Here is a 23116-nt window from a genome sequence, read left to right as displayed (position 1 = left end):
GACAAGTACAGAATCCCTTGCAGGCAAGGCACTTCTCTACATCTACGACACGTGTCGGACCCCCGCGATCACATCGTTACTGCAACGCCCGGGCTAGGCGCAGCGTAGTCCCATGCGATGAATTGCCCGCGATACTCGCTGCACCATGCCTCGCTTCCAGGTTGTGGAGTAAGAATACGACGGCACCGGGGGAACATCGCACCATCCGGGGATTGTGGCGGACGTGCACGTAACACGCTGGATTCCGCCGTCCACGGCAGCCAACCGCGGCCAGGTCCTCGAGTTCGTCATGCCCACCTTGGAATAGGTCGGCTCACGGCCCAGGCGCCCGTGGCGCCGGCGCGCACCACGTGACTAGCCGGGTCGGTGGAGTGGCAGACCGCGTGGCGCCCTGACATCTCGCCGCTGGCCGAGGCCATCAGGTCGGGCATGGCGTGGATCGAAACACACGGAGCTCGCGGGACTCGGCCACGAATGCAGCGCACATACTCGACGTGGGCTGCGGCATCCGCATGTCATCGACGGCATTGCTCGGACCCTCGACCTCGCACGCAACGTCCCCAGGCCTTCTCGCCGCCTCTGTGTGGTATCACGAAGGTATGTTCGAAGGCTTCGTGATCGAGCAGGTCGCCGCTGGCGATATGACGATCAATGTTTGCCGCGGTGGCGCCGGTCCACCGCTGCTGCTGTTGCACGGCTACCCGCAGACACATGTGATGTGGCACCGGATCGCGCCAGCGCTCGCGAACCAGTTCACTGTCGTCTGCCCCGATCTGCGCGGCTATGGCGACAGCGACAAACCGCCCGGCGTCGGTGATCGCAGCGTCTACTCCAAACGTGCAATGGCCCTTGACCAGGTGCGAGTGATGCGCCACCTCGGCTTCGAGCGGTTCGCTGTCGCCGGCCACGACCGCGGCGCCCGCGTGGCGCTGCGCCTTGCGCTCGATCATCCCGAAGCAGTCTCGCATCTGGCGATCCTGGACATCATCCCCACAAGGACGATCTACGAGACGATCGACCAACAGCGCGCTACCACCGTGTGGCGCTACTTCTTCTTGATCCAACCCTACGACCTGCCCGAACGCCTCATCGCCGCTGACCCGCGTATGTACCTCCGCTGGACGTTGCGCGAGTGGTGTGCAACGCCGGCCGGGCTCGACGAGCAGGCGATCACCGAGTACGAACGTTGCTTTGACCACGCCACCATCCACGCTACCTGCGAGGACTACCGGCGCGACCATCGACCTCCAGCACGACCGCGCCGACGCCTCCACTCAACTCGTCTGTCCCACGCTGGTGCTCTGGAGTAGGACCGGGATCGGCAGCGCCCACGACGTGCCCGGCATCTGGCGCCAACGCGCACCCGACATCACCGGCAGAGCACTCGACTGCGGACACTTCCTCGCCGAGGAACAACCCCAGCCGACAACCGAGGCCCTGCGGTCGTTCCTGACCGCCTGAGCATCCACCGACCGGCCCGGGTTAGCGCTGCCCGCGATTGTAGGACGCGCACGCGTGTCCACCTCGCAAAGCCATCCTGAGCAGCGGGAGTCCAGTCCGGGCGAAACCAGGCGGCGGTCAAGGGTCACATTGTGGCGTACTGATGCGCGGGCTAGATCAGGGCAGGCTTCCAGCTCCGCAGCGTCGCCTGCCGGCGTGCGTACGAGTAGACCAACCCCCGAGGCTTGGCTCCTCTTGCCGTCGGTCGGACAGCTGACCCGCACCCGGGTTCTGCACAGGGCTGCAAGGCTCGACGCGTCGCCGTCAGGCTTGGCCTTGCCGCCCTGTGCAGGTTCCGGGTATTGACCTCACGGTCCAGCAGCTCTACAAGCTTTCCGCTGCCTATGAAGGACGGCACGCCGAGTTGGTGCTTATGCTCAGCTTTGATGGTTTGCGCTGAGGCGAGCTGGATGGGCTACAGGTGGGCGACCGGATGTTCGTGCCGGGCCGAGCCTGCGACTCCAAGGGGTGGTGCTGGCGACGGCGGCCCCGGCGAGCCGTCCATAGACACCCCGAAGAACAAGCGCGCCCGCACAGTGCCGCTGGTCGACGACCTGGTCCTGCTCGTTGACCGCTGGGCAGGCGACAAGGTTGACGGCGCCTGGCTGTTCCAAGCGCCGTTTGGGTCGACCGCTGAGCGAGGCCAACAGGAAGCGGTCGGTGCGCTGGTCTATTGCGATTGAGGCAATCGGCGTCCCGAGACTTCGAGTTCACGATCTGCGGCACACGGCCCCGTCGGCTGTCCCGGCTCGGGGGCAGACCCGAAGGTCGCGCAGCGGATCCTCGGCCACGCGCCGGCGGCGATGACGATGGACCTGTACGGCCACCCGATCGACCAGAACCTGGGATGCGGCCCAGCGCACCGGGGGACACCACAGGCGCACCGAACGAGCTGGAAGCCGGAATTACAAAAGCCCCGGGCGAGGAAACCACGTCCTGGGGCTTGGGGAGCTGCCAGTCGTGAGAGCTGCCAGTCGGAATCGAACCGACGACCTTCTCATTACGAGGAAGACTTTCAGCGTTGCATACGCCCTCTACCAGCGTCTTTGCTGACACGGCCGGTAGGCGTTTCGCACCACGTGTGGCACCACGCGGGTCGTCCATCTCCAGTAGCTCTGGCAAGTCGGCTCTTGCCGGGCCATCGCGGTGCCCCGGTTTTCCTGGAGCCACCGCTGGGTCTGCGTGCGGCGGACGTCTCAACACCAGTGAACTGAGCGAGGACAGCCGACGCCCCACCGGCCACGGTCGGCCGCACGATCGCCTTGACCAACTGGAGCCTCTACGCACTGCCGCCGCAGCGCAACCTCGAAGGGATCCTCACGCATGAGCTGGCGCACCACTTGGCGCTGCCACAAAAGGGTCTCACTGCTCGGCCAGGGGCAGCCAGCTCGACCTCAGTTGGCGCCCAGGTCGGGCCGTCGGGGCAGAATCACCGTGTGAAGAAACCCGAGGCCGACCCCCTGATCGCGCGCAACCACAAGGCTGCCCACGACGACTACCATCTGGGCGAGTCCTGGGAGGCGGGGATCGTGCTGGAGGGTCTGAGCCGCTCGGGCAGGTCACGATCACTGGCCCGGTCGTAGGGCCGGATCTCGCCGGCCAAGGCGTGCTCGGCGACCTGCTCGCTGTGGCGCGCGGACATCGAGCTGCGTGAAAATCGCGGCCCTCGCGCGGGCGGCGCAGAGGCGTGCGGCGGCTCGGCCCAGCTCGATTCAGCACGGCACCGAACATTCCCGCTGGACCGACTGATCACATCCCCGAACTGGACCTGGAGACCGGGCCGTGCAGCTATGTCCGGTTCGCGCAGTACGCAGCGACGTCCCCGGTGAGAGATAGCCGATAGAAGGGACGTTTCATGTCACGCTCCATTTCGCCGCTGCTGGCCGCGGGAATTGTCGCCGGGCCGCTTTTCGTCGGCGCCAGTCTTGTCGAGGCGTTCACCAGGGACGGTTTCGACATCACCTGGCATCCGATCAGCCTGCTGAGCCTCGGCGAGCTCGGCTGGATCCAGATCACCAACTTCGTCGTGTCCGGCCTGCTCTACGTCGCCTCTGCAGCCGGGATGCGCCGCGCACTGTCGGCGGGCCGTGGCTCGGTTTGGGCTCCGAGACTGGTCGCGCTGACCGGCGCCGGTCTTGTCGTGGCCGGAGTGTGCACCGCCGATGCGGGAGCAGGCTTCCCGCCCGGCGCGCCCGAAGGAGCCCCTGACTACAGCTGGCACGGCATCCTGCACGAGGCCGGCTTCGCGGTCACGATGGTCTCCTGGCTGGCGGCCTGCTTGGTCTTCCGCAGCCGGTACTCGGCCGTCGGCGAGCGAGCCTGGTCTCGTGCGTGCGTGGCCGCGCCGGCGGCTGTGGTCCTGGTCAACGTGTGGCCCGACTTGGACAGTATTAGTGTGCGGCTGGTGATCGGTGCGGGCATCCAATTCGCCTTCTTCGCCGCACTCATCCTCCACGTCGGCGCCGCTGCGCCGGATCGGGCGTACGCCGGGTCCGACGTGCACATCTCGAGCAGGTAAGCCCTGATCCAGTCAGCCGTTCAACCTCGAGCGGCGGTTGCTAGAGGCAAATGTTGCCGTCGCCGGTCGGGGTCGGTCGGGACAGCCAGAGACGTTGCTTACTGCAGCAAGCCCAGATCAAGGGCGAGCGGAAGGGCAGGTCGTCCACCGGACCCGAAGTCAGATCGCGGCGCCGCTGAGGTCGACGTGCCAGCGGCAATCATTTACTCCTTCGTGCTCGGCTCTCGCTAGGCGGGTCTCGGCGCCGTGGTCGCCGAGCCAGCTCGGCCAGACGCGGCGAGCGGTCTGGACTCGGAGCCGCCCGCCGAGGTGCATCGCGCGGGCCACGCCGCGCGGTAGGCCCGCTCGTCCTCACTCAACCGGCCGTCACCGTCGCGGGCTCGCTTGTCCCCGGCCACCCAGGTCGCCAACGCGCCCCCACTAACCCCAACTCGCGGGCCAAGGTTCACTCGCCTGAGGTCGTGGCGAGGAAAATCCGGCGCGAGGTCGAGGGCAGCGCGCACGGCCGGTCGGGCTCCGGATCGCGCCGGCCATATTGCGGCTCGGCAGCTGGACCAGAGCCTGCGAAGCCGCTGGGCCGACCTGTGCCTATGTATCGAGGTGGCTGGCCCGGCGCGCCGCGACGCGCACGCTGGGCTGCCTCAGGCAAGCGGATCGGCGTCAGGCTCTCGGTCAGGGTCGGCGCGAGGATCGGGCCTCGACTCGCCGGGATCAACATCGAGATCCGGCAGCGGCCGAGTGTCCGCCTCCACGGACCGGCGGCGGTCTGATTCCTTTCGTGTCCGCGCAGACGTTGGTCGCGACACCGTCGCGACTTCTCGCAGCCGGGCCTCAAGGTAGCGCAAGACCGCTGTGCTGCAACCGCTCGGCCGGCCCTCATGGATATCGCTGACGAGGGCAGTGGCAAGCTCGCAGGCCGACATCTTGTTCTCGCACGCCCAGGTCAGAAGTAGGTTCTCCGCCTCGCCAGGTGTCAGACCGAACCAGGCCGCCAGCAACCCTTTGGCGCGCCCGAATGCGGCGCTGCCCGACATCCGCGCCGGAGACGGCGGAGGTGTGGCGCCAGATCCAGTTGGCCGGCTGTCTGCGGACATTGGAGTTCCTGCCATGGGGGACGTGCCCGACTGCGACACATCAACTATTCCTACGCTACTGCCTAACCTTCGGCCCTGCGGTCGGACGAATCCCGCTGGGAGCGTACCCCTGCCAGTACCCCGACCGACTCGCCTTCATTCGACATGTGCCGCGTTCGGCCGCCTCGTTTCGGCCGCCGACCTGGGGCTCGGTGAAGACGTTGCTCATGTGCATGGGTACCGGAATGACGTCACCGACCGGTGGTCGCTTGTACGCGGTGTCATCGGCCGGTGGCAGGATGCGTCGAGGAGGTGCGAGATGACCGACGAGCCGAGGATGAACAGCGATCGAGGCCCCGAAGAGAGTTCCGCGCACACCCTGGTCCGGCTGGCAGACGTCGCCTTGGAGTTGGCCGACCCGGCCGATGACGTGCGCGGGCGGAAGGTCGTGGACCGCAACGGGGACCAGGTCGGCAAGGTCGACGGATTGATCATCGACGAGGCCGAACGGCGAGTGCGGTTCCTCGAGGTCGGTTCAGGAGGATTCCTGGGGCTTGGCGAGCACAAGCAACTGGTCCCGGTCGAGGCGATCACCCGCGTCGACGAGGACGCCGTCCACATCGCGCCGGAACGGACCCAGGTGGCCGGCGGACCGGCCTACGATCCCGACCTCGAGCCCGAGCGCCGGTACTACGACGATGTCTACACCTACTACGACTACCCGCCGTTCGGAGGCCCGTACCCACGATGACCGATGCTTGCGGGGCGGCGCGTCAGTAGCCGCTGCCACGCTGCCGCCGCTACGGGATCGCCGGCCCGGGTCCGCGTCATGCCGAATCTGTCGCTGCACGTGGCGGTGACCGCGCATCGCGATCTAGCCAGGCAATCACCCGCGCGTCGGACAGGAACGCGCGGCAAAACAAGGGTCAGTCAGCGACGCAGCCCCGATCAGGCAGGGACCCGGAGGACCTCGAGGACGTCGATACCAAGGATTTCGAGCCGGTTGAGCAGGTCGGCCAGGGCCGTCTGGTCCACGAGGTGGCCGTGCAGAATCGTTTGCGGTCACTCCTGGTCGGCGGTCATCGACGGGAAGATGTCGACGACCTCCTCGGACAAGGTGCCCTTAACGCGGATCACGTAGCGGCTCATGGCAGGCCCCTTCCCACACTCTGGCAACGTGACGACCCTGCTGCTCTACAAGACCGGGAACATCACCCATCCCGGGGTACCAGTCGTCCGGGGCTTGTCAATGCCAGCCGGAACGCGTCCAGCAGGGGACCTGGTCCGCTAGCCGCCCACCACGCTCAACGTGCGTCCCTCGTGCTCGCCTGGCACGAGAGGTACCCGCGCGGACGATCGCGACGCGGCTAGTTGACTGAACTCTCTTTCAGCGCTCCAGTTGGCGCCCTGGTCGGTGGCTAGAGGGTGTCGGTGAGTTGTTCAGGGGCGGGTGGTGCAGTTCGAGTTGGGCCAGTAGCAGCCGCTGTACGTCGGCCTTGGATTGAGGCGATGCCGAGCAGATCCGCTCAGACAGGCCGAGAGACGTTGCTCAGACGAGCTCCAGTCCTCCGTCGATGGCGAGGACTTGGCCGGTGAGCCAGGTGGTTGTCGGATCGGCCAGGCGCAGGATCCAGGCGGCTACCTCGTCTGGTTCGCCGCGGCGGCCAAGGGGTATCCGGGCGATCTCGTCCCGCTTGATCTGCTCGACCATTTCTTCGGAAAGACCGGCGGCGATCAGGGCCTGGCTTTCGGTCGGGCCTGGGGCGAGAGCGTTGACGCGAATGCCATCGGCAGCGAGTTCGGCTGCCCAACTGCGAGTGAGTTGTTCGAGGGCGGCCTTAGAGGCCGCGTAGTGTGCGGCGCCAGGCAAGGGCCGGTGACCGTAGGTACTGGAGACATTGACGATCGAGCCCTTCGTTTCGCGCAGGTGCGGCAAGGCGGCGCGGGCGAGAAGGCTCGGGGCGGTGACGTTCAGGTCGAACAGGACGTTGATGCCATCAGCGGTCGTCTCGGAAAGCGGCATCACCCTGGTCGCGCCAGCATTATTGATCAGCACGTCCACTCGCCCCCAGCGTTCCACTGCAGCCTCGACGACCTGCTCAGGGGCGTCGGGGGCGTTCAGGTCGAGCGGATAGGCAACGATCCCGGCATGGGCAGCGGCGGCCTCGGCCAGGACGTGCTTGCGGCGCCCGACGCCAAGCACGACGGCTCCAGCGCGGGCAAAGGCGAGAGCGGTCGCGCGCCCAATGCCCGAGCCGGCACCGGTGACGATGACGACAACCCCGACGAGGTTCCCGTGCTGGTGTGCAGTCACGCCAATCCTTTGTTCGAAGTTCATAGAACATCGAACACGCTAGCATGACCCTTGTGGACAAGGCGCGCCATCCCGAACCGGCCGACATGACACTCATTGGCGTCATGAGCGCGCTGAGTGATCCGATTCGCGTCGGACTGGTTCGAGTGCTGTCCGACGGCCAGGAGCGGGGATGGGGCGAGTTACGCGCACCGGTGGCCAAGTCGACCCTCAGCCATCACCTGCGCATCCTGCGCAATGCCGGCATTACCCGAACGCGGCAGGAAGGCACGCGCTGCTTTGTTGAGTTGCGTCGTAGCGACCTCGAGGTTCGATTCCCCGGACTACTGAACGCCGTGCTTGGCTCGGCCAACGGTGACGATGTCGGCGGCCAGGTGAGCGCGATCACCGTCGCCGACGCTCCCTAACATCAGCTGACCGGAGGTCTCCGGCCGACACCTCCGGTAACCCTAGGCTCTGCCCGCCGACACTATTTGACATTCTTCAGTGAAGGTAGCCGTCCCACTTCACCTCGTAGCGACAGCCGCCGGGCAGAGCGTGCGGGGTGGGGATCTGGTCGACCGAAGTGGCGAGCGCCAATTCGACCGGGCCGGCCAGGTCGGCTGGGATGCGTACCTCGGTGGGTTCAGTGCGTCGCCTGCCCGGAGTCATCACCGCTCCTGTTCCGTGATCGGCCGAAGGGCGGCCACACGATGATCTTCACCTGTCGGACCGTGAGCCGGGGGTCGCGGTGCGGGCACAACCGGTGATGCTCCGGGACGTTCGCCCCGTCGCACTTCCCGCACCGCCAGACCCGGGCCATGGCACCAGAATGCGCCCAGACCTCAGCTCATGTCGCCGTACGGCGATCGATTCGGCGGCGACAGGCTGATCCCCTCCGACTTCGCCTTGGACCGAACCGCATCCGCGGACCGTCCGAGCTTCACGCTCATCACGCCAACGGGTGTATTCCCGGCTGCGAGGTCGTGCAGGTGCTCGACCTGCTCGTCCGTCCAGTCCTGGCCACTGTTGCGGCTCGACGTCGTCTCCGACATGGCTGTGCTCCCTTCATCGAAGGTGGTTGCCTACAGCCCCCGTACCCAACCCCCAACCGCAGCCCCGCTGCGCCGCCGGATGTGGCCCTCGCGACGACGGTCTGCGTGCTCATCATCATCCGGCTCGGCGTCTGCACCTTCGGGGTCATGTTCCTGATCGTGTTCGCCTGAGTTGCCGACCAGCCGTCGCGTCGGCCGGGCTTGCCTCGCGCCGAGGATCAGGCCCAACGCAGGTAAGTGTGCGAGTCGTCATCGGCGAGCCCCGAGCGGGGACCGGCGACGCACCCCCACATCCCGCGCTGCGCGCCTTTCCGACTTCGAGCTGGTCGCAGTCGGTACGAGCCGAGAGGAGCAGGCACAACAGGCCGCCGAGGTGTTCGGCATGCCGCTCGCCTTCACCAGTAGGCCCGAGCTTACGCAGCACCCGGCTGTAGACCTCGTGGTTGGTGTTGCCGCGGCGCAGGATGGTCAGTCATTGGAGGCCCTGGTGGATGGGAGGGTCCGAGCTGCCGTCGCAGCGCCGAGCGCAAGGAGGGCCGCGGCGATGAGGAACGCGACAGAGAAGCCCGATGTCATTGCTGCGTGGCTTGTTTGCCCGGCGGCTTCGGCGGCACTTGTGCGGCTAGTCGCGGCGGTCGCCAAGACACTGAGTACGATCGCAGCGCCCAGGTGGGTGGAGGTTTGGAAGAGTCCCGAGGCCAACCCTTTCTCTCCTTCTCGTACGCCGGTGAGCCCTTGTGCTGTGAGCGGTACGAAGGCTGCGGCGATGGTGAACCCGGCGATGAGGAAGGCTGGCAGTAGGACGGGTGCGTAGCCGTTGTGGTTCGGTGTGTGTGAGAGCAGAACGAAGGCGGCGGCGCTGATCGTCATGCTGACGGCGGCGGTCCGTCGCGGGCCGGCCCACGCGACGATTCTGGTCGCCAGTAAACCGCCGATACATGCTGACAGCGCCAGCGGGATGAACGCGAGGCCGGTCTCCAAGGCGGAGTAACCGAGCACTTGCTGGAGGTAAAGGGTGGCGATGAACATGATGCCGGTGAATCCGCCCGCGTTGGCGGCGATCGACAAGTTCGCTCCGGTCAACGGGCGGTGACGGAAGATGGCCAAACGAACCATCGGAGTGGACAGACGGTGCTCGACTGCAACGAATGTGGCGAGCAAGATCGCTGCGCCAACGAGGACCGGAGCAGCATCTGCACCGTCCTGCTCAAAACGAACGATTCCGAAAACCAATGCTCCGAAACCTGCAGCGGCCAACAAGGCTCCAAGCACATCCAAAGGCGGCGCCTGCTCGTCTCGACTCTCTCGGAGAACCGCCGGAGCTAGCGTTGCTGACACGAGACCGAGCGGTACGACGATGAAAAAGCACCACGGCCAACCGACCGCAGCGGTGATGACGCGCCCCCTACAACAAGGCCGGCGACCATCCCGACGTCCAGCGTGGCCGAGAGGTAGCCAAGCGCGCGTTGACGCTCGCGCTCCTCCCGGTAGGTGGCGGCCAACAAGGCCAGCGCCGCAGGTACAGCCAGTCCCGCACCAAGTCCCTGTACCGCCCGCATTGCCAGCAGCAGCCCTGTATCGCGCGCCAGACCCGCCATGCCCGACGCTGCACCGAACACGACGAGGCCGACCACCAATGCCCGACGCCGGCCGTAGAGGTCGCCGACACGACCGCCCACGAGCATGAATGCGCCGAGCGTCAAGGTGTAGGCGGTGACCACCCATTGAAGATCGGCCCGAGAAGTCCCCAGATCGCGTTCGATGGCCGGAAGGGCAACAGTCACGACCGTCCCGTCCAACATGACCAAAAGATCGGCAGCACAGAGCAGAACCAACGCGGTGGGATGCCAAGGTTTGGGGGATAACACCATGTCAAGAATGTGCCCTCACCCTATTAACCCCCAAACTTCAGGGGCGGCTCGTTGACTGTTGCCCTTCCGGCAGCGATTGTGCTTCAGCGAGTCTCAGGAGAGGGGTGTGGCGTGCTAGTCGCCGCGCCGGGTCGCGTGCCGGAGTTGGGTCCGCTGCACGAGCAGGTGACAGTTTCGGTCACGCGGCCTGACTGGCCGGCGTGCTCATGATTGTTTCGTATTCGGTGGGGGTCAACCGGCCCCGGTACCCAGTCAGCGCGCACCGAACAACCCGGGTCAGCTGTGCAGATGGCGCTGCCGTGGCAGTCTGGGACTCATGTGTGGTCGCTACGCGTCAACAGCTCGCCGAACTGACTTGCCTGAACAGTTCCAGGTCGACGACGACAAGGCCGATGAACTGAAGGAGCCGGACTACAACGTGGCCCCGACCAAGTTCGCCCCGGTCGTGATCGCGCGCCCGCCAGCCGGCGGCCCCAAAGGCGCCGATGCTGTTCGCCAGTTGCGGCTGTTCAAGTGGGGGCTTTTACCGGACTTGCCGGTGTGCACCGTACACCGGTGGGGGTGAAACACCGGGCTGGTCGAGGGTCCGGCGGGTCTTGATTTTGCGCCGTGTGCGCCAGAACGTGACCAAGTGCCTTCAAGTGGTGACTTACAACGTCAAGGGATCCGACCACTGTCCGCCTGCCGTGTCGCGGAAGATCAACTCCTCCACCAGTGCCGGGGAAGAGTGGAGCTCGTCGGCCCATGCCTTCATCAAACCGAGATAGCGACGGTAGGTCGAAGCCGACCACGGCACCGGATTGATGTGGACTCCAGCATGCTCTCGTAGCCACCCAGACACGAGGCGGTCGAGGATCAGAGGGGATTCACTGGACTCTGGAACGCAGAAGTATAGGTACTTTGTCGCAAATGCCGGCCCGATCCGAGGTGGTCGATGTGTGGCCACGACTGTGTAGGCTGCGACGGGGTCCACGGACGCGGCCTTGGCGGCCTCGAGCAAGACAACGGGCAGATCTGGGCGCCCCGTCAACGCCTGGCAGACGCGCCAAGGCCCGTAGCCGCTCTTACCAAAGCCCCAGATCATCGCGGCTAGAAACCCAGCGAGAGCCTGGTCACTGGTTGTTGGCGACTCGGCTGTCGATCGGACGGCCGTACGGTCCAACGATGACGGAAGACGCTCAATGACGTCCTTGTGCTGCGGAAGCCAAGACAGCCACCGACCTCTAGGCCACGGGATCGGTCTCTGCCTCCGACTCCCGCTCACAGCGTGCGCATTGAGCAACATCGATAGACGGTCAAGTCCCTGGTCGGGTGAATCCATCACGACCTCCAATGCGAGGACTGCTGCTCAGTCGCGGTGACGATGTTGTCGAAGAGCGTCTCGACCTGCGATTCAAGGTTGGCTACTGGTTGCTGCAGATCAACACTATGAATGATGAGCCGTATCTCGGCACCGTCGATGTCGAAGGGTTCCGGACGGGGTTCGCCCGCTGCGTAGATGAGGTGGCCCACCTTGAGCCCGAGTCGGGCGCAATAGGTGACGAGCTGATAGGCGTCAGCGTTGGGGAACTTCCCCTGTTCGTCGAGCAGCTTGTACTTGGTGTCGGCGACGGCCACGACTCGTGCGCCGTCCGTGAACTCCAGGTCAGGCTTGATCGTTAGGCGAGCCTGGATGTCCAGAGGTCGGGGATGCTGCGCCATGACGCGGACCATGCCGCTGGCTTCTGTCAGCAGCTGCTGGATGAGCCGTTCGAAGAGCCACGCCATGGATAGAACGAACCCATGCACCTCGACGGTACCGACGCGGTGCTCAACCGTTGCCTGATCGAGGACGAGGTCAGCCAGGTGCAGCAGCCGATGCAGCCGTGTGTTGAGCCGGCTGGGGGTCCATGGCGCCAAGAGTGCGCCCCTGGGAACGAGCCACACGTCAGCGAGCAGCCGATCCAGGTGCGCTAGGCGATCGCGGGTCGATTGTGGGGCGTCGGCAAAGAGTAGGAGGCGGCGACAAGCGGCTCTGATGCGGCGATTTTCGTCGGTGTCGGTGGTCCACTCGTCGACGGTGACCTCTAGGGGGACGAGCCTCCCGAAACGGCGCAGCTCCTGGTCCCTCAGCCGCAGCCGTCCGCGCAGCACCGACAGGGTCTGCTCCTCGGTGCGGTAGCCACGCATGGGCCCGGCCGCCATCGCTGTTGATGCTTCCTCGGCGAACAGCAGCGCGAGCACCGCGGTGATGTCCGGGTCTTCGGCGACGCCGATGAGAAGCTCGTCAACTTTGAGGCCGGCCACGCCATGAGCTCGGGCGAGGAGTCGAAGCACCTGCAGGGCACCGATCTTGGGGCGGACTCGGATGACGAGGTCGCCGCAGCGAATGGCTCCAACCGTATGGGCCGCGGTCACTCGCCATCCGTCGGCGCCAGGCTGAACAGTGACCAGATCGGTGCTGTTGAGCGCCGCCGCCTCGTCGCGCGTCAGCGCGACGGACTCGAGGACCTGCCCCTCTCGGAGCGCCTCGAGGTCACTGTGGCGGTTCACTGCCGTCCTTGCCCGGGGCGAGCCCGAGTTCGTCACACCACTCGTCGAACCGGTAGCTCGACAGGGCGATGTCGTCTCCGTAGTGGTGCTCTCGTAGCATCGGAAGCAGGTCTCGACGCCACAGCCGCTTGAGCACAACCGGATCGCGGAGAGAGGGTCGCATGAAGTACGACGGCCCGAACTCCAACGCCGCCTCCAGTCCGTGTCCGCGCATCGTCGCGTTGATGCGCTCACGCAGCTTGGCGAGTGCTACCGGTAAACCGTTCGCCTCACACCAGCGTGGCAGGACGCCCTGAAGTGCAGGTTCGCTCGTTTCCATGCCGAGGAAGACAAACCGGCGTCGCATCGCCACATCAAGCAGCGCGATCGACCGGTCAGCTGTGTTCATCGTGCCTATGATGAACAGGTTTTCCGGCAGCTTGAAGCGTTCTTTGCCGTCGCTGTACAGCAGCTCGATCTCGGCGTCGCGGTACTCGAGCAGGAAGTACAGCTCACCGAACACCTTCGCGATGTTGGCGCGGTTGATTTCGTCGATGACCAGCACGTGCGGCTTGTCCGGGGCCTTTGCTGCCTCCTCCGCAATCCGCTTGAGCGGCCCGGGGACGACCGTCAGCCTGGCACCGCTGTCCTTGCTGTCAGTGGGCCGGAAGCCTTCAACGAAGTCCTCATGCGAATAGGTCGGGTGGAACTGCACGAGGGCCTGCTCATTCGGGGTCAGCCCGCAGGCGGCGAGCAGTCGGTGCGCCAGGTACGTCTTCCCCGTACCCGGGGCGCCTTCGAGGATGACCTGACGACGTTCGTTGAGGCTGTCGAGCAATTCAACCAGCCAGCTGTCGTCGGCGTGGTACAACTCAAATGCGAGGGCTTTCGTGTCGCACCGCAGAACCGCCGGCCTGGGGAGTGGCGATACGGCGCCGTCGACCTCCGTTTCCTCGCTTTCGTCCACAGGCTGGACCTGGTCACCGGCGTGCAGCGATTCCAGCTCGTCCAGCACCTCGGTGATGTTGACGACATCCTCACCCTTGAAGCGAAGCCGGCTGCTCACCATGCTCTGCAGGTCGGTGACTTTCGTGTCCTGCTTGGCTGGCCACGCGACAGGTCGAGTTATTGCCGTCGTCCCGTCGATGGAACTGAGTGTCGCTTCCCCCTTCAGTATCCGGCCCAGCCGCAGCAGACCATGGTCATCGGTGGCGACGAGGTCGTCCGGCTGCATGCCGAGCGTGAAGGCGAGCACGTCTCGCTTCTTTGCCTCCCGCTTGACCACCGACATGTCTCCGTAGAGCTCGTCAACGAGGGCAGTCAGCGCAGCCTGTGTGGGCTGGGCTGGCATCTGTCGGAATCGTTCGACGGTCAGTGTGATGATGCCTTGGCTCGCCCAGGTGGGGACCCAGTCGCGCTGCTCGACCTGTCCCCGGACCAGCCATGCCCCGCCCACCGCGACGGTGCCGCTCCAGACGTTCACGAGCGGTGGAGCGTACAGGTCCACCCCGTGTCCGCCCTGCTCGGCCTGCAGCACCAGCGCCACGCTGAGAAGGTCGTGGTCGAGATCTCCGGTGCGATGGTCGAGGCGGTCTGCGAAAGAGTCCACAACCCGTTGCCGGTCTTCGCCCCGCAGGAGGGTCGTGAAGGAGCCGGGGTGGACGACGACACTCAGCAGGGCCACAACCCGCTCGTCGACACCTGTGACCGTTGCCATGACGTCGCGCCACTCCCAGGGGTCTTCCCATGCGCGCACCCGTCGCTCGGCCGGCTGCCCATGCCACTGCTCTAACAAAGAGATGAACGAACGCAGCATCGCAACGGGGTCCGCACTCAGCGCCTTGCCGCCCGGGACGAACCCGTGTTCGAGGTCAGCTGAAATCCGCAGAGGCAAACCCGGTGGGTCGGTCACGGTGAGAAGCGGCGCGCGGACTTGCGCCCGCTTTGTAGATCCCACAATGTCGCTAAATGGCGCAAGCAGCAGAGTTAGCGCCTCGGCGGCCAGCAGCCGGGCATGCGGGTTCTCTAGTACTCCAGCCGTAGTTCGTTATCAGGGTGCTGGCGCTCCTGTTGTCCCAGGCTCACCTCGCCCTCCGTGCAAAGGGCAGAATTCTCAGACACTGATCCTTGAGGGAGAGTGGTGTGATGCGCGCGACGTCATCGACGCCGGGAGTCTTTCGGCTCATTTTCAAGGTGCTCACCGCGCTGATGGTGGCCACAGCGTGGAGCGTGCTGGGGTACGGGCTGGTTTTCTCACGGCCCGACATCAGGGCCTGGGGTGAGCTCGAGGCGGCCGGCCGGTTCGGGATGAACTTCTTCGTCTACATGCCGTACTACGCCCTCAGTCTGCCGCTGGTTGCTGTCGCGATCGTCAGCCTCTTCCCCCGACCTGACCGGATGTTCCCGCTGGCCGGCGCGATGGGACTCACCGGGCTCTTCGCCGTCTGGATCCTCGCGAACAAGCTGCTTCTCGTAGCCCAGCCCGAACTCGCCAGGTATGCCATCGTCGGACTGGGTCTTACTGCAGCCGCCACCGTCCCTCTCCTGACCGCTCACCACCTCAAAGCGCACCCAGCCACCACTTAGTCTCCAGCCCAGCGGTAGTCGTGATCAGGCGAGTTGGACCGTCTGACGGCGTGGTGGCATTCGCGTGCGCGGGCTTGGTGGCGGCGTCGCCATCGCGACCAGTGCAGCAGGTGCCGGATGCCGGGCTGGGTGTGATCGACGAGTCGGCTGAACAGATGGCGGATCTCATTGGTGGTGAGCGCGATGAGCCCTTGTGGTGAAGGGGTTTCGGCTCGCGCGGTGGCAGTCATCACGGCGAGGAACGCGTGGGCGAGCATGGCGAGGACGGTCCAGCGGTGCCATGAGGTCCAGCGGCGGACCTGGTGCTCGTCCAGCCCGGTCAATCCCTTACCTGCCTGGAAAGATTCCTCGATCGTCCACCGGCGCCCGGCCACCGCGACCAGCCTCGCCAGCGGCATGGGCGTAGGTGTGTAGCAGCGGTAGAACGCGAGTTCACCGGTGCTGATCGAGCGTCTCACCAGCAACGCCTGACCGCCCGCGATTTCGACCGGGATGTCGATCAGGGCCCAGTCATACCAGCGGTGGCCCTTCGCGCCGATGCCCGCGCTGAGCCGGTTCCAGGCCCGCGCGGGCAGCCGTTGCGCCAGAGCCTTGGCCGGGTGTTTGCCGGCCCCGGTGGTGATCTGATGGTCACAGGCCACCGCCAGCACATACCCGATCCGGCGTTCCTGCAAAGCGCTACGCAGCTTGGAGTCGGCTCCGTAGACCTCGTCGCCGGCCACCCACGCCGCCGGGACACCGGCATCCAGCGCGCGGGCAATCATCTCCCGCGCAAGCGCGGGCTTGGTGGCGAACCTGATGTCGCCAGGAACCCCGGCATCACGGCACCTGTCAGCATCCGTGGTCCACGACTTCGGCAGATACAGGGCCCGGTCGAGGAACGCATGCCCGCCCGCGGCGGCATAGACCAGGTAGACCCCGACCTGGGCGTTCTCGATCCGGCCCGCGGTCCCGGTGTACTGACACTGCACCCCGACCGTGTGGGTGCCCTTCTTCAGATCACCGGTCTCATCCACCACCAGCACCGCACCGGGCTCACCGAGGTGATCCACAACGTAGTCACGAAGTCATCACGCACTGCGTCGGCGTCCCAGACTGCCCGAGACAACAGGTTCTGCATACCGTCCGGCGTGGTCTCCCCAGCATGCTCCGCGATCGTCCAGCAGTTGGCCCGCGGCAACCCCGCCAACAACCCCAGCAGAAACAACCCGACCCGCCGACGCGGCTCGACCCGCCCGAACCGCGCCCCGACCCCCCCCACCCGCTCATCGAAACCACGCCGCCACCGATCAGGGTCTACGCTATGGCACGCAGCCACCGCGCGACCGTCTTGAGTCCACACAACCCGAGATCATCAACCGGTGGCTGCGCTACGTCCGGGACCGCCACACCGCCAGATCACAAACTACGGCTGGAGTACTAGAACATGGGGACCCGCGAGAGCGCCGAACCTCTGAGGCTCACGTCCGTCGGACGTGGTCGCGGACTTCCTGATGACGCGGCCCGCGTTATGACGCGTCTGTCGAGTTCCCGGCGTGAGGCCGGACACGCGGCCGACGTCGTTTCGAGGACACGAGCTGGCGTACGGACCCCAGTCGGCCGGGTCCAGAGGTCAACTCCACCACTCCAAGCTATCCGCCACCACGGACGAGGAAGGAGCGACTTCGAGCTGTATCCACTGCAGGCAACACGAGTCCCCACGACTTCGGCCCCACGTTTGGCCCCACGACCGCCGGTTCTTCATGGGCCTCTCTGCGCCCAATCATCCCCTGACCTGCACGTTTGGTAGGTGCCCCCGGCAGGATTCGAACCTGCGGCACATGGTTTAGGAAACCACAGCTGAATCCCCCGATCTGCCGAGCAACGTGAAACCGGTAGCTCGGTCGCGGTTGACCACGGCGGATCGCTACGTCCCAGGCGTGACGTCGTACAGCCTTGCCTCGGCAAGGAGGCCACCAACGGCGTACCCCGCGCCGCGGCATTCTGCCGCGCGGTAGGCAACGACTCTCAATTCGTCGCGCCGCCCGACATCCTGGCACCGTTGGCGGGTACCTTCGGCCAACAGACTCGACGTCTCCGGTCCAGAATGGACGGGGGGTGGCTCATCCAGCGTGAGTCACCTGGCTCGAGGCGACGGTGGACTGAGGCTCCTCAGGAGCCGCCGCGACCGTCGCGCGTACGCCGCGGGATGCGTTCACGAGGCCTGCCTCGACGAGCAGAGCCACGGCGCGGTGTGCGGTGCTACCAGATACGCCGTAGCGGGCGGCAAGCGTCTTCATGGTTGGCAGTGGGCTACCTGGCGTGGCGAACCCGCTGGTGATCGCACCTCGCAGGTCGGCTGCAATGCGGCGGTATGTTCCAGGTCCGTGTCGTCGGCGTGAGGCAGTTGTAGTACTTGCGCCGGCGTGCCATCGTCGTCGCGCTTCGCTCCGGGCCTGGCCGGCATTCGGATGATGAGCGCTTCGGCAGCGCGCTGGGATCGCTCGAATTGGAAGGCTGTATAGGACTTGAGGGTTGTTGCTCCTCCCCCACCATGTCCGAGTCGCCCGGCGACGATGTTGAGGTCGATGCCCGCTGCGATGAGCTCCGTAGCGTTGTAGTGTCGCCAGTTCTTCAGGTCGGCATCCACACCAAGTCGAGCAGCCATCCGCGCGAACTTCTGCGTCGCCGTGTCAGGCTTGAGCGGTGATCGACCGTCCGGATCCGGCGAGAAGATGAAGGCCAGCGGTGACAGCTTGATGCCGAGCTTGGCCGCTTCGACCGTCTTGCGCTCAAGGCGTGCCCGGAACAGTAGACGCGTCTCGCCGTCGAGTACCTGCCGACGCTGCTGGTGGATCTTCGTGTCCTTGATACCAGGGGACCCATCCTCGGCCTTGAAGAGAGCCTGGCGCACGGCCAAGACAGCCGCATCTGCCTCTACCCCGGGGGCATCAGGAACTGATGTGTCCTCGAAGTGCACCCATTGGAGCGCGCAGTGCTCGCCGCGACGATTGCCGGTCGTCGCCTTCGAGAAGAGGAACTCGCCCCAGTCCTCATCGATCTCGTACGCAGCATTGATCAGCAGTGCCGCTTCGGCGGCGGTCGGCGGCTTCGGGTCCGGCTTTGGCGTCGCGGGCTTGTCGGCCTGTGCGGCGGGATTGACGCTGATCCACTTCCACTTCACGCCGCGGTCGAACGCGCCACTGAGGATCCAATGAACTTGCCGGATGGTCGATGGCCCCAGCGGAACGCACCGATGAGGCTTGCAAGCCCGTCGACACGCCCTGCCCCCATTGGGGTTAGGTGGGGCGCACGACTTGCCCTGGTGCTCGTCACAGACGTGCCCGGCCTTGTCGGTTCGGGGAGCCAGAGGTCAGCGGTGCGAACGTGCTCTCCTCCAGATTGCCTCGAAGCTGTTCTGATAGGACCGGAACATCTCGCTCTCTACGGTCTGGCGGTAGTGATAGACCGGCGAGTCGGCCGGAGGGATGCCAACGGCGTGCTGATTGACCAGCAGGTGGCCATCCGCACGGTAGATCGAGTTGTACAGGACCGCGTCATGGAGTCTCAGCTCGACGCGCTCGTGATGTAGGACAGGGCGCCAGAGGAGTAGCGACCTGCGGATCTGTGCGCTCGCTGCTTCGCCGGTCTCTGCCTCGGCACGCGCGTCGGTCAGCCTCCGGTCATCTGGAGTGCGCAGTGCAAGCTTGATCTGGATGCCGAGGGCGGCCTTCTCGCAGAGCAGACGGACGATGCGAGGGTCCTCGGCGAGGAACAAGGCGCTGTAGGTGAGGATCGCGATCTCGGACTTCGCTGCGTCGAAGAGGGACAGCCAAGTCTCTTGGCTGATTGCGCCTCGGCGCGGATAGATACCGGCGAGCTCAGCTGGCCGGCTCTTGGTTGCTTGCTCTCGCAGTTCGGGCCAGATTGTCTCCTCGTCTACGCCGAGGAGTCGCTTGAGGGCTCCGCGACGCTGAGGATGGGGTAGCTGACCGCGCATCCAGTTGCGCACTGTCTTGGGGTCGACGGAGAGCTTCACAGACAGGTCCAGCTCGGTGAGGTTCGCGTCGTACATCGCGCGCCGGAGCACCTCGTTCACTCGGATCGCCAATCCTTACCCGCACGTAGATGTCGGTAAATGTCTGGTCGGACCGTAACACGAAATGTCCGTAAATGTCCGCAGACAGGGTTCTGCTGTCCGCGTGTCCGCGGACAGTCTTGGAACACGCTCGGCGGGTCGTCGGGCCGGTTCCGGAGCTGAGCAAGGAGTGCGAACGTGAGCCAGACAACCGCCGATGAGGGGCATTTGGTCCGTGTGCGAGTGTGGTTCGGGCAGCTAGCGATCATCGACCGCACGTCTGCCGCCGAGCTGGGTACGGCGTTCGCGCAGGCCATCGGTCGGCGGTACTTCGGGTTGCCCGTGACGATCGAACCAGTCTCCATGCCTCACCAGGTCGCTGAGCGATGATCCCGAGGCGGCTCCCGGTGGTTCCTGGCTACGTCCGCAGGTATCCCGGGATGAACGATGTAGAGCTCGGTCAAGTGCAGCACCATCTGGCGGAGGTGGCCAGGCGGCACGGGCGCACGTTAGGCACGGTGCATGTCGAGGAGCTTCCGACTGACCCGGAAGCGTTCAACGTGCTGCTTGCCTCGCTCGCACACCTCGATGTGCCCGCGGTGATCATCCCAACCAAGGCACATCTGGGTCGCTGGGATCTCAGGGGATCGAAGTACGACCTTCTTCAGCAGGTGGCAAAGGCTGAGGTCATCGTCGCCGAACCCTGAGCGAGTGCGCGCGGAAGCCCACCCCTGCAGGTGTTCCGAAGGGCCGGGCGCACTTCATGGAGTCCTCGTCCGCGAGATCCCCCGAGCGTCCCCTGCGCGTCTCGCGGGCGAGGGCTCCACCTTCCACCCGATCGAGGGGAAGTATCACAATGGCCAACGTCGTGGTTGACCTGCGGAGCTGGACAGCGCGACGACGTCTTGAGCGTTACAGCGAGAGGCACTCCGGTACGTCGACCACGGCTGGCCGATCGCGCGTCTTGCAATTCAGTACGGCGGACGCTGTGGCTGCAGGCTCGTCAGTTGCGTCGAGCCTCACTTGCCGATCGCCCATCTCCAGTGCTCGCCACCGCACGGCAGGTCGAGACTGTGTTCGCCAACGGCCGCTGGTCGATCGCGTGGCTTACGTGGCAATTCGACGTACTCGAGCTGCCCGCACACCTCGGCGCGCCACTGCACGCCCACCTCAACTCCCGATACCCAACGGCGCTTGCACCGGCGACGAGACGCTGGCAGTTCTTCGTCGAGCCGGGATCCGTGACACCAGATGGCGTTAAGGCTGCGGGCGGTCAGGTCATCGCCGGATCATCTGGCTGGATGATTGCCCTCGGCACCTACACCGAGGCAACCGGCCGCGTTCGTTGGCTGACCGCCGCCCCGTACCTGACCTCCTGGCAGCCCCACCGACCCAAGACCCTGTCGGCGCGGTGTTCGACGGACATCCTGGACGGGATATTGATGTGATCACAGCTGAGGGCCGTCCATCTCCTCACCCGGCCGGTGTCCCGTCAGATCGTGGTACGCCGCTCGGTCGGTCCACGAGTAACCGGTCTCGACGCTGACCGTCTTCTTGTTCACCCGCTCGACCTTGCGCCAGATGCCGGACACCCGCACATAGTCGCCCTTCTTGACGGTCTCGTGCGAGTACGTCGGATGACTCACAGCCAGCTCATCGCGGACTCCTGCCCAGTAGTCAAGCTGGGCCTCGAGATCCGCGAGCTGCAGCTTGAGGCGGTCGGCCCACTCTCCTGTTGCCGGTGCATGGACTTCCTCGTAGTGCCCGATCACCCGGGTGTAGCCCTCCAGCTGACGCTGCAGCTTCCGGAGGTCTGCCTCCAGCCGACCAATGCGGCGTCCGACGGATCTGACGGAGTACCGCACCTCTGTGGCGCCAGCCAGCGAATCAGCCCGGCGCTGGTCGGTCTCCGCGGCCCGAGACTCCCCCACCGACTTGCTGGCCAGGTTCTGAATGCGCTCGAGCTCTCGGCGATGGCGCCGTTCCGAGTGGTGGCCGATGAGTATCGGCTGCCCGAGCGGGATGCCGTCGGCGATTCGTCGCGAAGCCTCCCATGCCGTGTCTGCCGCATCTCTTCGACGCTGAGCGCGATTCTGCAACATCTCCGACCGTGCTCGGGCGCGCGAATCGCGGTCAGCCTCTCGCTCCTCCACGGATCGGGACGCGGAATCGTCGACCTCCAAAGTCACGTCGAAGCCTGCACCTCTGAGTGCATTCGCTGTGGCGTCGATCACCGCCGGCTTGGCCAACTGGTCACGCGACCGCGGGATATACCACGCCTCCAGCTGACGAGACCACCGCCAGTTGTTGGCCTTCAAGATCTCCGCCGATCCGTCGCCTCTTCGCGTGCCCGTAGCGAGCGTGCCCTCGGCACGAGTGTGAACGATTTCGATCTGGCCACTCATGTTTCCCACCTGTCGTCCATGAGGTGGTCATCGAGGCTCGCGAACCAGTCGATAACGTCGGAGGCGCGGTAACGCAGGTGCCGGCCAACCCGCCTGCCCGGCGGGCCGTAGCCGAGCGTTCGCCAGCGATAGAGGGTCCGCTTGGGTACGCCGAGGTACGTCGCAACTTGGTCAATGGTCCATAAAGGATCAAAGTCATGTGCTGCCGACATCAGCACCTCCACCGCTCGACTTGGCCCGATGCTCGACACGATCCCGAGCCGAAGCGGTGGGCTGGGTCCGTCGTTCCCGCTCTGCCTTGACCACCCGTCGAAGGTCGCGAACCGACCAGCCGAGAATCTCGGCGGCGGCTTCGGCCGATCCGCACACATTGGCCAACTCGGCTGCCTCCGCGGCTGACACCGCCTCGGCGTTGGCAACACGTTCGTCGTACTGCTCGATCGCTCGCGCCTTGGCCTCGATTGCACGGTCCAGGGAGGCCTGCGCCCTGATCGTGCGGGCGGTCGCCACTTCGATCCTGGCCTGGCGCTGACGCGCGCGCTGCAGCGCGGCGACCCTTTCACTGGCTCCCATGACACGACCAACTCCTCCGAGGTCACAGCGCCGGGCCGTCGACGTCAGGCGCGAGGAAGGCAGACTCGAGGGGTCGCGCAGCGACTGGCGGAAGCGGCGTCCGATGGCCTTCAGGTACCTGTCTGTCGAGTCGATGAGCTGTCTGGCTGTGTTGACGACCCGGGCACCTGTCGCCTTGATCACGCTCGCCGGCTCCTCTGGCTCGACCGTCCTCGCCCAGCCCGCGATGTAATCGAACGATGAGGCTTCGATGCTGAGTCCGTGGTGTGCAAGCACGACGTAGGCCACTGACTCAGCCTCGACTTCGCGAACGCCGCGGCACGTGATGCTCTCGGCGCCGTGCATGTCCGGCGCCGAGTGCATGCGCATATGGCCGACCTCGTGCGCCAGCCGCGCGACAGCGGTGACGTCATCCAAATGATCTGCAACCACGATCTGCTTGGCGAAGTAGTCGGTGAACCCCTCAGAGGCATCTCCGATCGGCTGAACCCCGACTGTGAAGCCGCCTGTCGATGCCTCTCGTGCCAACGCGTCCCACAGCCCGTTAGGCACTATCCGCCTACCCGGGGCTGGCGTGCGCGGCAGGTGGATTGGCGGACCGACCGTATCCGTGACGTCGTACACGCTCCCGACTCGGAATCCGATCAGCGTCTTCTGGAACCGCCCGTCGGCCG

25 protein-coding genes and 1 pseudogene are annotated in these 23116 nt (G+C 65.6%); 11 read left to right on the top strand and 15 right to left on the bottom strand.

Annotation, left to right across the window (positions count from 1 at the left end):
• Nucleotides 1-599: 599 nt before the first annotated feature.
• From E0H73_RS40210 to E0H73_RS40190, 5 genes are all read left to right on the top strand, one after another.
• Nucleotides 600-1310 (top strand): alpha/beta fold hydrolase, encoded by a 711-nt coding sequence (locus tag E0H73_RS40210; protein WP_202867814.1) that lies wholly within the window; start codon nucleotides 600-602, stop codon nucleotides 1308-1310.
• Nucleotides 1297-1461, top strand: a complete 165-nt coding sequence (locus tag E0H73_RS46755) for a hypothetical protein (RefSeq protein ID WP_202867813.1) — start codon at nucleotides 1297-1299, stop codon at nucleotides 1459-1461. The genes E0H73_RS40210 and E0H73_RS46755 overlap by 14 nt, the downstream gene beginning before the upstream one ends.
• A 1475-nt stretch (nucleotides 1462-2936) precedes the next feature.
• Nucleotides 2937-3083 carry an SsrA-binding protein gene (locus tag E0H73_RS40205; RefSeq protein WP_131365631.1) on the top strand — a complete coding sequence of 49 codons (147 nt, stop codon included), beginning with the start codon at nucleotides 2937-2939 and terminating at the stop codon, nucleotides 3081-3083.
• Nucleotides 3084-3355: 272 nt separating this feature from the next.
• Nucleotides 3356-4018 carry a DUF998 domain-containing protein gene (locus tag E0H73_RS40200; RefSeq protein WP_131365629.1) on the top strand — a complete coding sequence of 221 codons (663 nt, stop codon included), beginning with the start codon at nucleotides 3356-3358 and terminating at the stop codon, nucleotides 4016-4018.
• 1392 nt (nucleotides 4019-5410) lie between these two features.
• A complete protein-coding gene (locus E0H73_RS40190; protein WP_202867812.1) occupies nucleotides 5411-5842 on the top strand; it encodes a PRC-barrel domain-containing protein in 432 nt (143 codons plus the stop codon).
• 798 nt (nucleotides 5843-6640) lie between these two features.
• On the opposite strand, the gene E0H73_RS40185 is transcribed toward E0H73_RS40190, so the two are convergent.
• A complete protein-coding gene (locus tag E0H73_RS40185; protein WP_131365627.1) occupies nucleotides 6641-7429 on the bottom strand; it encodes an SDR family NAD(P)-dependent oxidoreductase in 789 nt (262 codons plus the stop codon).
• Between the two features lie 29 nt (nucleotides 7430-7458).
• Here E0H73_RS40185 and E0H73_RS40180 point away from each other — a divergent pair, with 29 nt between their 5' ends.
• The gene (locus E0H73_RS40180) at nucleotides 7459-7812 is read left to right on the top strand and encodes an ArsR/SmtB family transcription factor (RefSeq protein WP_202867810.1); all 354 of its coding nucleotides are present in this window, start codon (nucleotides 7459-7461) and stop codon (nucleotides 7810-7812) included.
• A 76-nt stretch (nucleotides 7813-7888) separates the two neighbouring features.
• Here the strand turns inward: E0H73_RS40180 and E0H73_RS46270 are convergent, their stop codons facing one another.
• The 4 genes from E0H73_RS46270 to E0H73_RS48130 form a co-directional block, all read right to left on the bottom strand.
• The gene (locus E0H73_RS46270) at nucleotides 7889-8056 is read right to left on the bottom strand and encodes a hypothetical protein (protein ID WP_165556030.1); all 168 of its coding nucleotides are present in this window, start codon (nucleotides 8054-8056) and stop codon (nucleotides 7889-7891) included.
• 173 nt (nucleotides 8057-8229) lie between these two features.
• Complete coding sequence (locus E0H73_RS40175) at nucleotides 8230-8439, bottom strand: hypothetical protein (RefSeq protein WP_131365622.1); 210 nt, start codon at nucleotides 8437-8439, stop codon at nucleotides 8230-8232.
• Nucleotides 8440-8907: 468 nt separating this feature from the next.
• The gene (locus tag E0H73_RS40170; protein ID WP_337590345.1) at nucleotides 8908-9777 is read right to left on the bottom strand and encodes an MFS transporter; all 870 of its coding nucleotides are present in this window, start codon (nucleotides 9775-9777) and stop codon (nucleotides 8908-8910) included.
• Nucleotides 9762-10310: an MFS transporter gene (locus tag E0H73_RS48130; RefSeq protein WP_131365619.1), complete on the bottom strand. Its 549-nt coding sequence runs from the start codon at nucleotides 10308-10310 to the stop codon at nucleotides 9762-9764. The genes E0H73_RS40170 and E0H73_RS48130 overlap by 16 nt, the downstream gene beginning before the upstream one ends.
• Before the next feature lie 316 nt (nucleotides 10311-10626).
• Between E0H73_RS48130 and E0H73_RS40160 the strand changes: the two genes are divergently transcribed.
• Nucleotides 10627-10875 carry an SOS response-associated peptidase family protein gene (locus tag E0H73_RS40160; protein WP_131365618.1) on the top strand — a complete coding sequence of 83 codons (249 nt, stop codon included), beginning with the start codon at nucleotides 10627-10629 and terminating at the stop codon, nucleotides 10873-10875.
• Between the two features lie 84 nt (nucleotides 10876-10959).
• Here the strand turns inward: E0H73_RS40160 and E0H73_RS48520 are convergent, their stop codons facing one another.
• Genes E0H73_RS48520 through E0H73_RS40150 form a run of 3 tightly spaced genes read right to left on the bottom strand, consistent with a single transcriptional unit; the run spans nucleotide 10960 to nucleotide 14733 of the window.
• On the bottom strand, nucleotides 10960-11595 hold the full coding sequence (locus E0H73_RS48520) for an 8-oxoguanine DNA glycosylase OGG fold protein (protein ID WP_420323453.1): 636 nt from the start codon (nucleotides 11593-11595) through the stop codon (nucleotides 10960-10962).
• A 35-nt stretch (nucleotides 11596-11630) separates the two neighbouring features.
• Nucleotides 11631-12842 carry an McrC family protein gene (locus E0H73_RS40155; protein ID WP_131365616.1) on the bottom strand — a complete coding sequence of 404 codons (1212 nt, stop codon included), beginning with the start codon at nucleotides 12840-12842 and terminating at the stop codon, nucleotides 11631-11633.
• Nucleotides 12826-14733, bottom strand: a complete 1908-nt coding sequence (locus E0H73_RS40150) for an AAA family ATPase (protein ID WP_238164585.1) — start codon at nucleotides 14731-14733, stop codon at nucleotides 12826-12828. Before E0H73_RS40150 ends, E0H73_RS40155 begins: the two co-directional genes overlap by 17 nt.
• Before the next feature lie 233 nt (nucleotides 14734-14966).
• Between E0H73_RS40150 and E0H73_RS40145 the strand changes: the two genes are divergently transcribed.
• Nucleotides 14967-15407, top strand: a complete 441-nt coding sequence (locus E0H73_RS40145) for a hypothetical protein (protein ID WP_131365612.1) — start codon at nucleotides 14967-14969, stop codon at nucleotides 15405-15407.
• Here E0H73_RS40145 and E0H73_RS40140 read toward each other — a convergent pair.
• The 4 genes and pseudogenes from E0H73_RS40140 to E0H73_RS40125 all read right to left on the bottom strand — a co-directional run bounded on the left by E0H73_RS40140 (nucleotide 15404) and on the right by E0H73_RS40125 (nucleotide 19485).
• Nucleotides 15404-16725, bottom strand: a pseudogene (locus E0H73_RS40140) (IS701 family transposase). The gene E0H73_RS40145 and the pseudogene E0H73_RS40140 sit on opposite strands and share 4 nt — an antisense overlap.
• 784 nt (nucleotides 16726-17509) lie before the next feature.
• A complete protein-coding gene (locus E0H73_RS47665) occupies nucleotides 17510-17728 on the bottom strand; it encodes a GntR family transcriptional regulator (RefSeq protein WP_238164587.1) in 219 nt (72 codons plus the stop codon).
• A complete protein-coding gene (locus tag E0H73_RS47660; RefSeq protein WP_238164584.1) occupies nucleotides 17683-18570 on the bottom strand; it encodes a site-specific integrase in 888 nt (295 codons plus the stop codon). The genes E0H73_RS47665 and E0H73_RS47660 overlap by 46 nt, the downstream gene beginning before the upstream one ends.
• A 189-nt stretch (nucleotides 18571-18759) precedes the next feature.
• Entirely contained in the window at nucleotides 18760-19485 is a 726-nt protein-coding gene (locus E0H73_RS40125) for a phospholipase D-like domain-containing protein (RefSeq protein WP_131365608.1), read from the bottom strand.
• A 177-nt stretch (nucleotides 19486-19662) separates the two neighbouring features.
• Between E0H73_RS40125 and E0H73_RS40120 the strand changes: the two genes are divergently transcribed.
• The 3 genes from E0H73_RS40120 to E0H73_RS40110 all read left to right on the top strand — a co-directional run bounded on the left by E0H73_RS40120 (nucleotide 19663) and on the right by E0H73_RS40110 (nucleotide 20912).
• The gene (locus tag E0H73_RS40120; protein WP_131365606.1) at nucleotides 19663-19854 is read left to right on the top strand and encodes a hypothetical protein; all 192 of its coding nucleotides are present in this window, start codon (nucleotides 19663-19665) and stop codon (nucleotides 19852-19854) included.
• Between the two features lie 50 nt (nucleotides 19855-19904).
• Nucleotides 19905-20171, top strand: a complete 267-nt coding sequence (locus E0H73_RS40115) for a hypothetical protein (protein ID WP_131365603.1) — start codon at nucleotides 19905-19907, stop codon at nucleotides 20169-20171.
• Nucleotides 20172-20537: 366 nt separating this feature from the next.
• Entirely contained in the window at nucleotides 20538-20912 is a 375-nt protein-coding gene (locus E0H73_RS40110; protein WP_131365601.1) for a hypothetical protein, read from the top strand.
• Here the strand turns inward: E0H73_RS40110 and E0H73_RS40105 are convergent, their stop codons facing one another.
• The 3 genes from E0H73_RS40105 to E0H73_RS40095 are packed head-to-tail and all read right to left on the bottom strand — an operon-like array spanning nucleotide 20913 to nucleotide 23066.
• Nucleotides 20913-21869, bottom strand: coding sequence for a DUF3560 domain-containing protein (locus tag E0H73_RS40105; RefSeq protein ID WP_131365599.1), 957 nt, complete (start codon nucleotides 21867-21869; stop codon nucleotides 20913-20915).
• A complete protein-coding gene (locus E0H73_RS40100; protein ID WP_131365597.1) occupies nucleotides 21866-22081 on the bottom strand; it encodes a helix-turn-helix transcriptional regulator in 216 nt (71 codons plus the stop codon). The genes E0H73_RS40105 and E0H73_RS40100 overlap by 4 nt, the downstream gene beginning before the upstream one ends.
• Nucleotides 22065-23066: a M78 family metallopeptidase domain-containing protein gene (locus tag E0H73_RS40095; protein WP_131365595.1), complete on the bottom strand. Its 1002-nt coding sequence runs from the start codon at nucleotides 23064-23066 to the stop codon at nucleotides 22065-22067. The genes E0H73_RS40100 and E0H73_RS40095 overlap by 17 nt, the downstream gene beginning before the upstream one ends.
• Nucleotides 23067-23116 lie beyond the last annotated feature (50 nt).

This window comes from Kribbella pittospori, assembly GCF_004331465.1.
In the GTDB taxonomy this organism is placed as follows: Bacteria; Actinomycetota; Actinomycetes; order Propionibacteriales; family Kribbellaceae; genus Kribbella; species Kribbella pittospori.
This window is presented reverse-complemented; position numbering and strand designations above follow the sequence as displayed.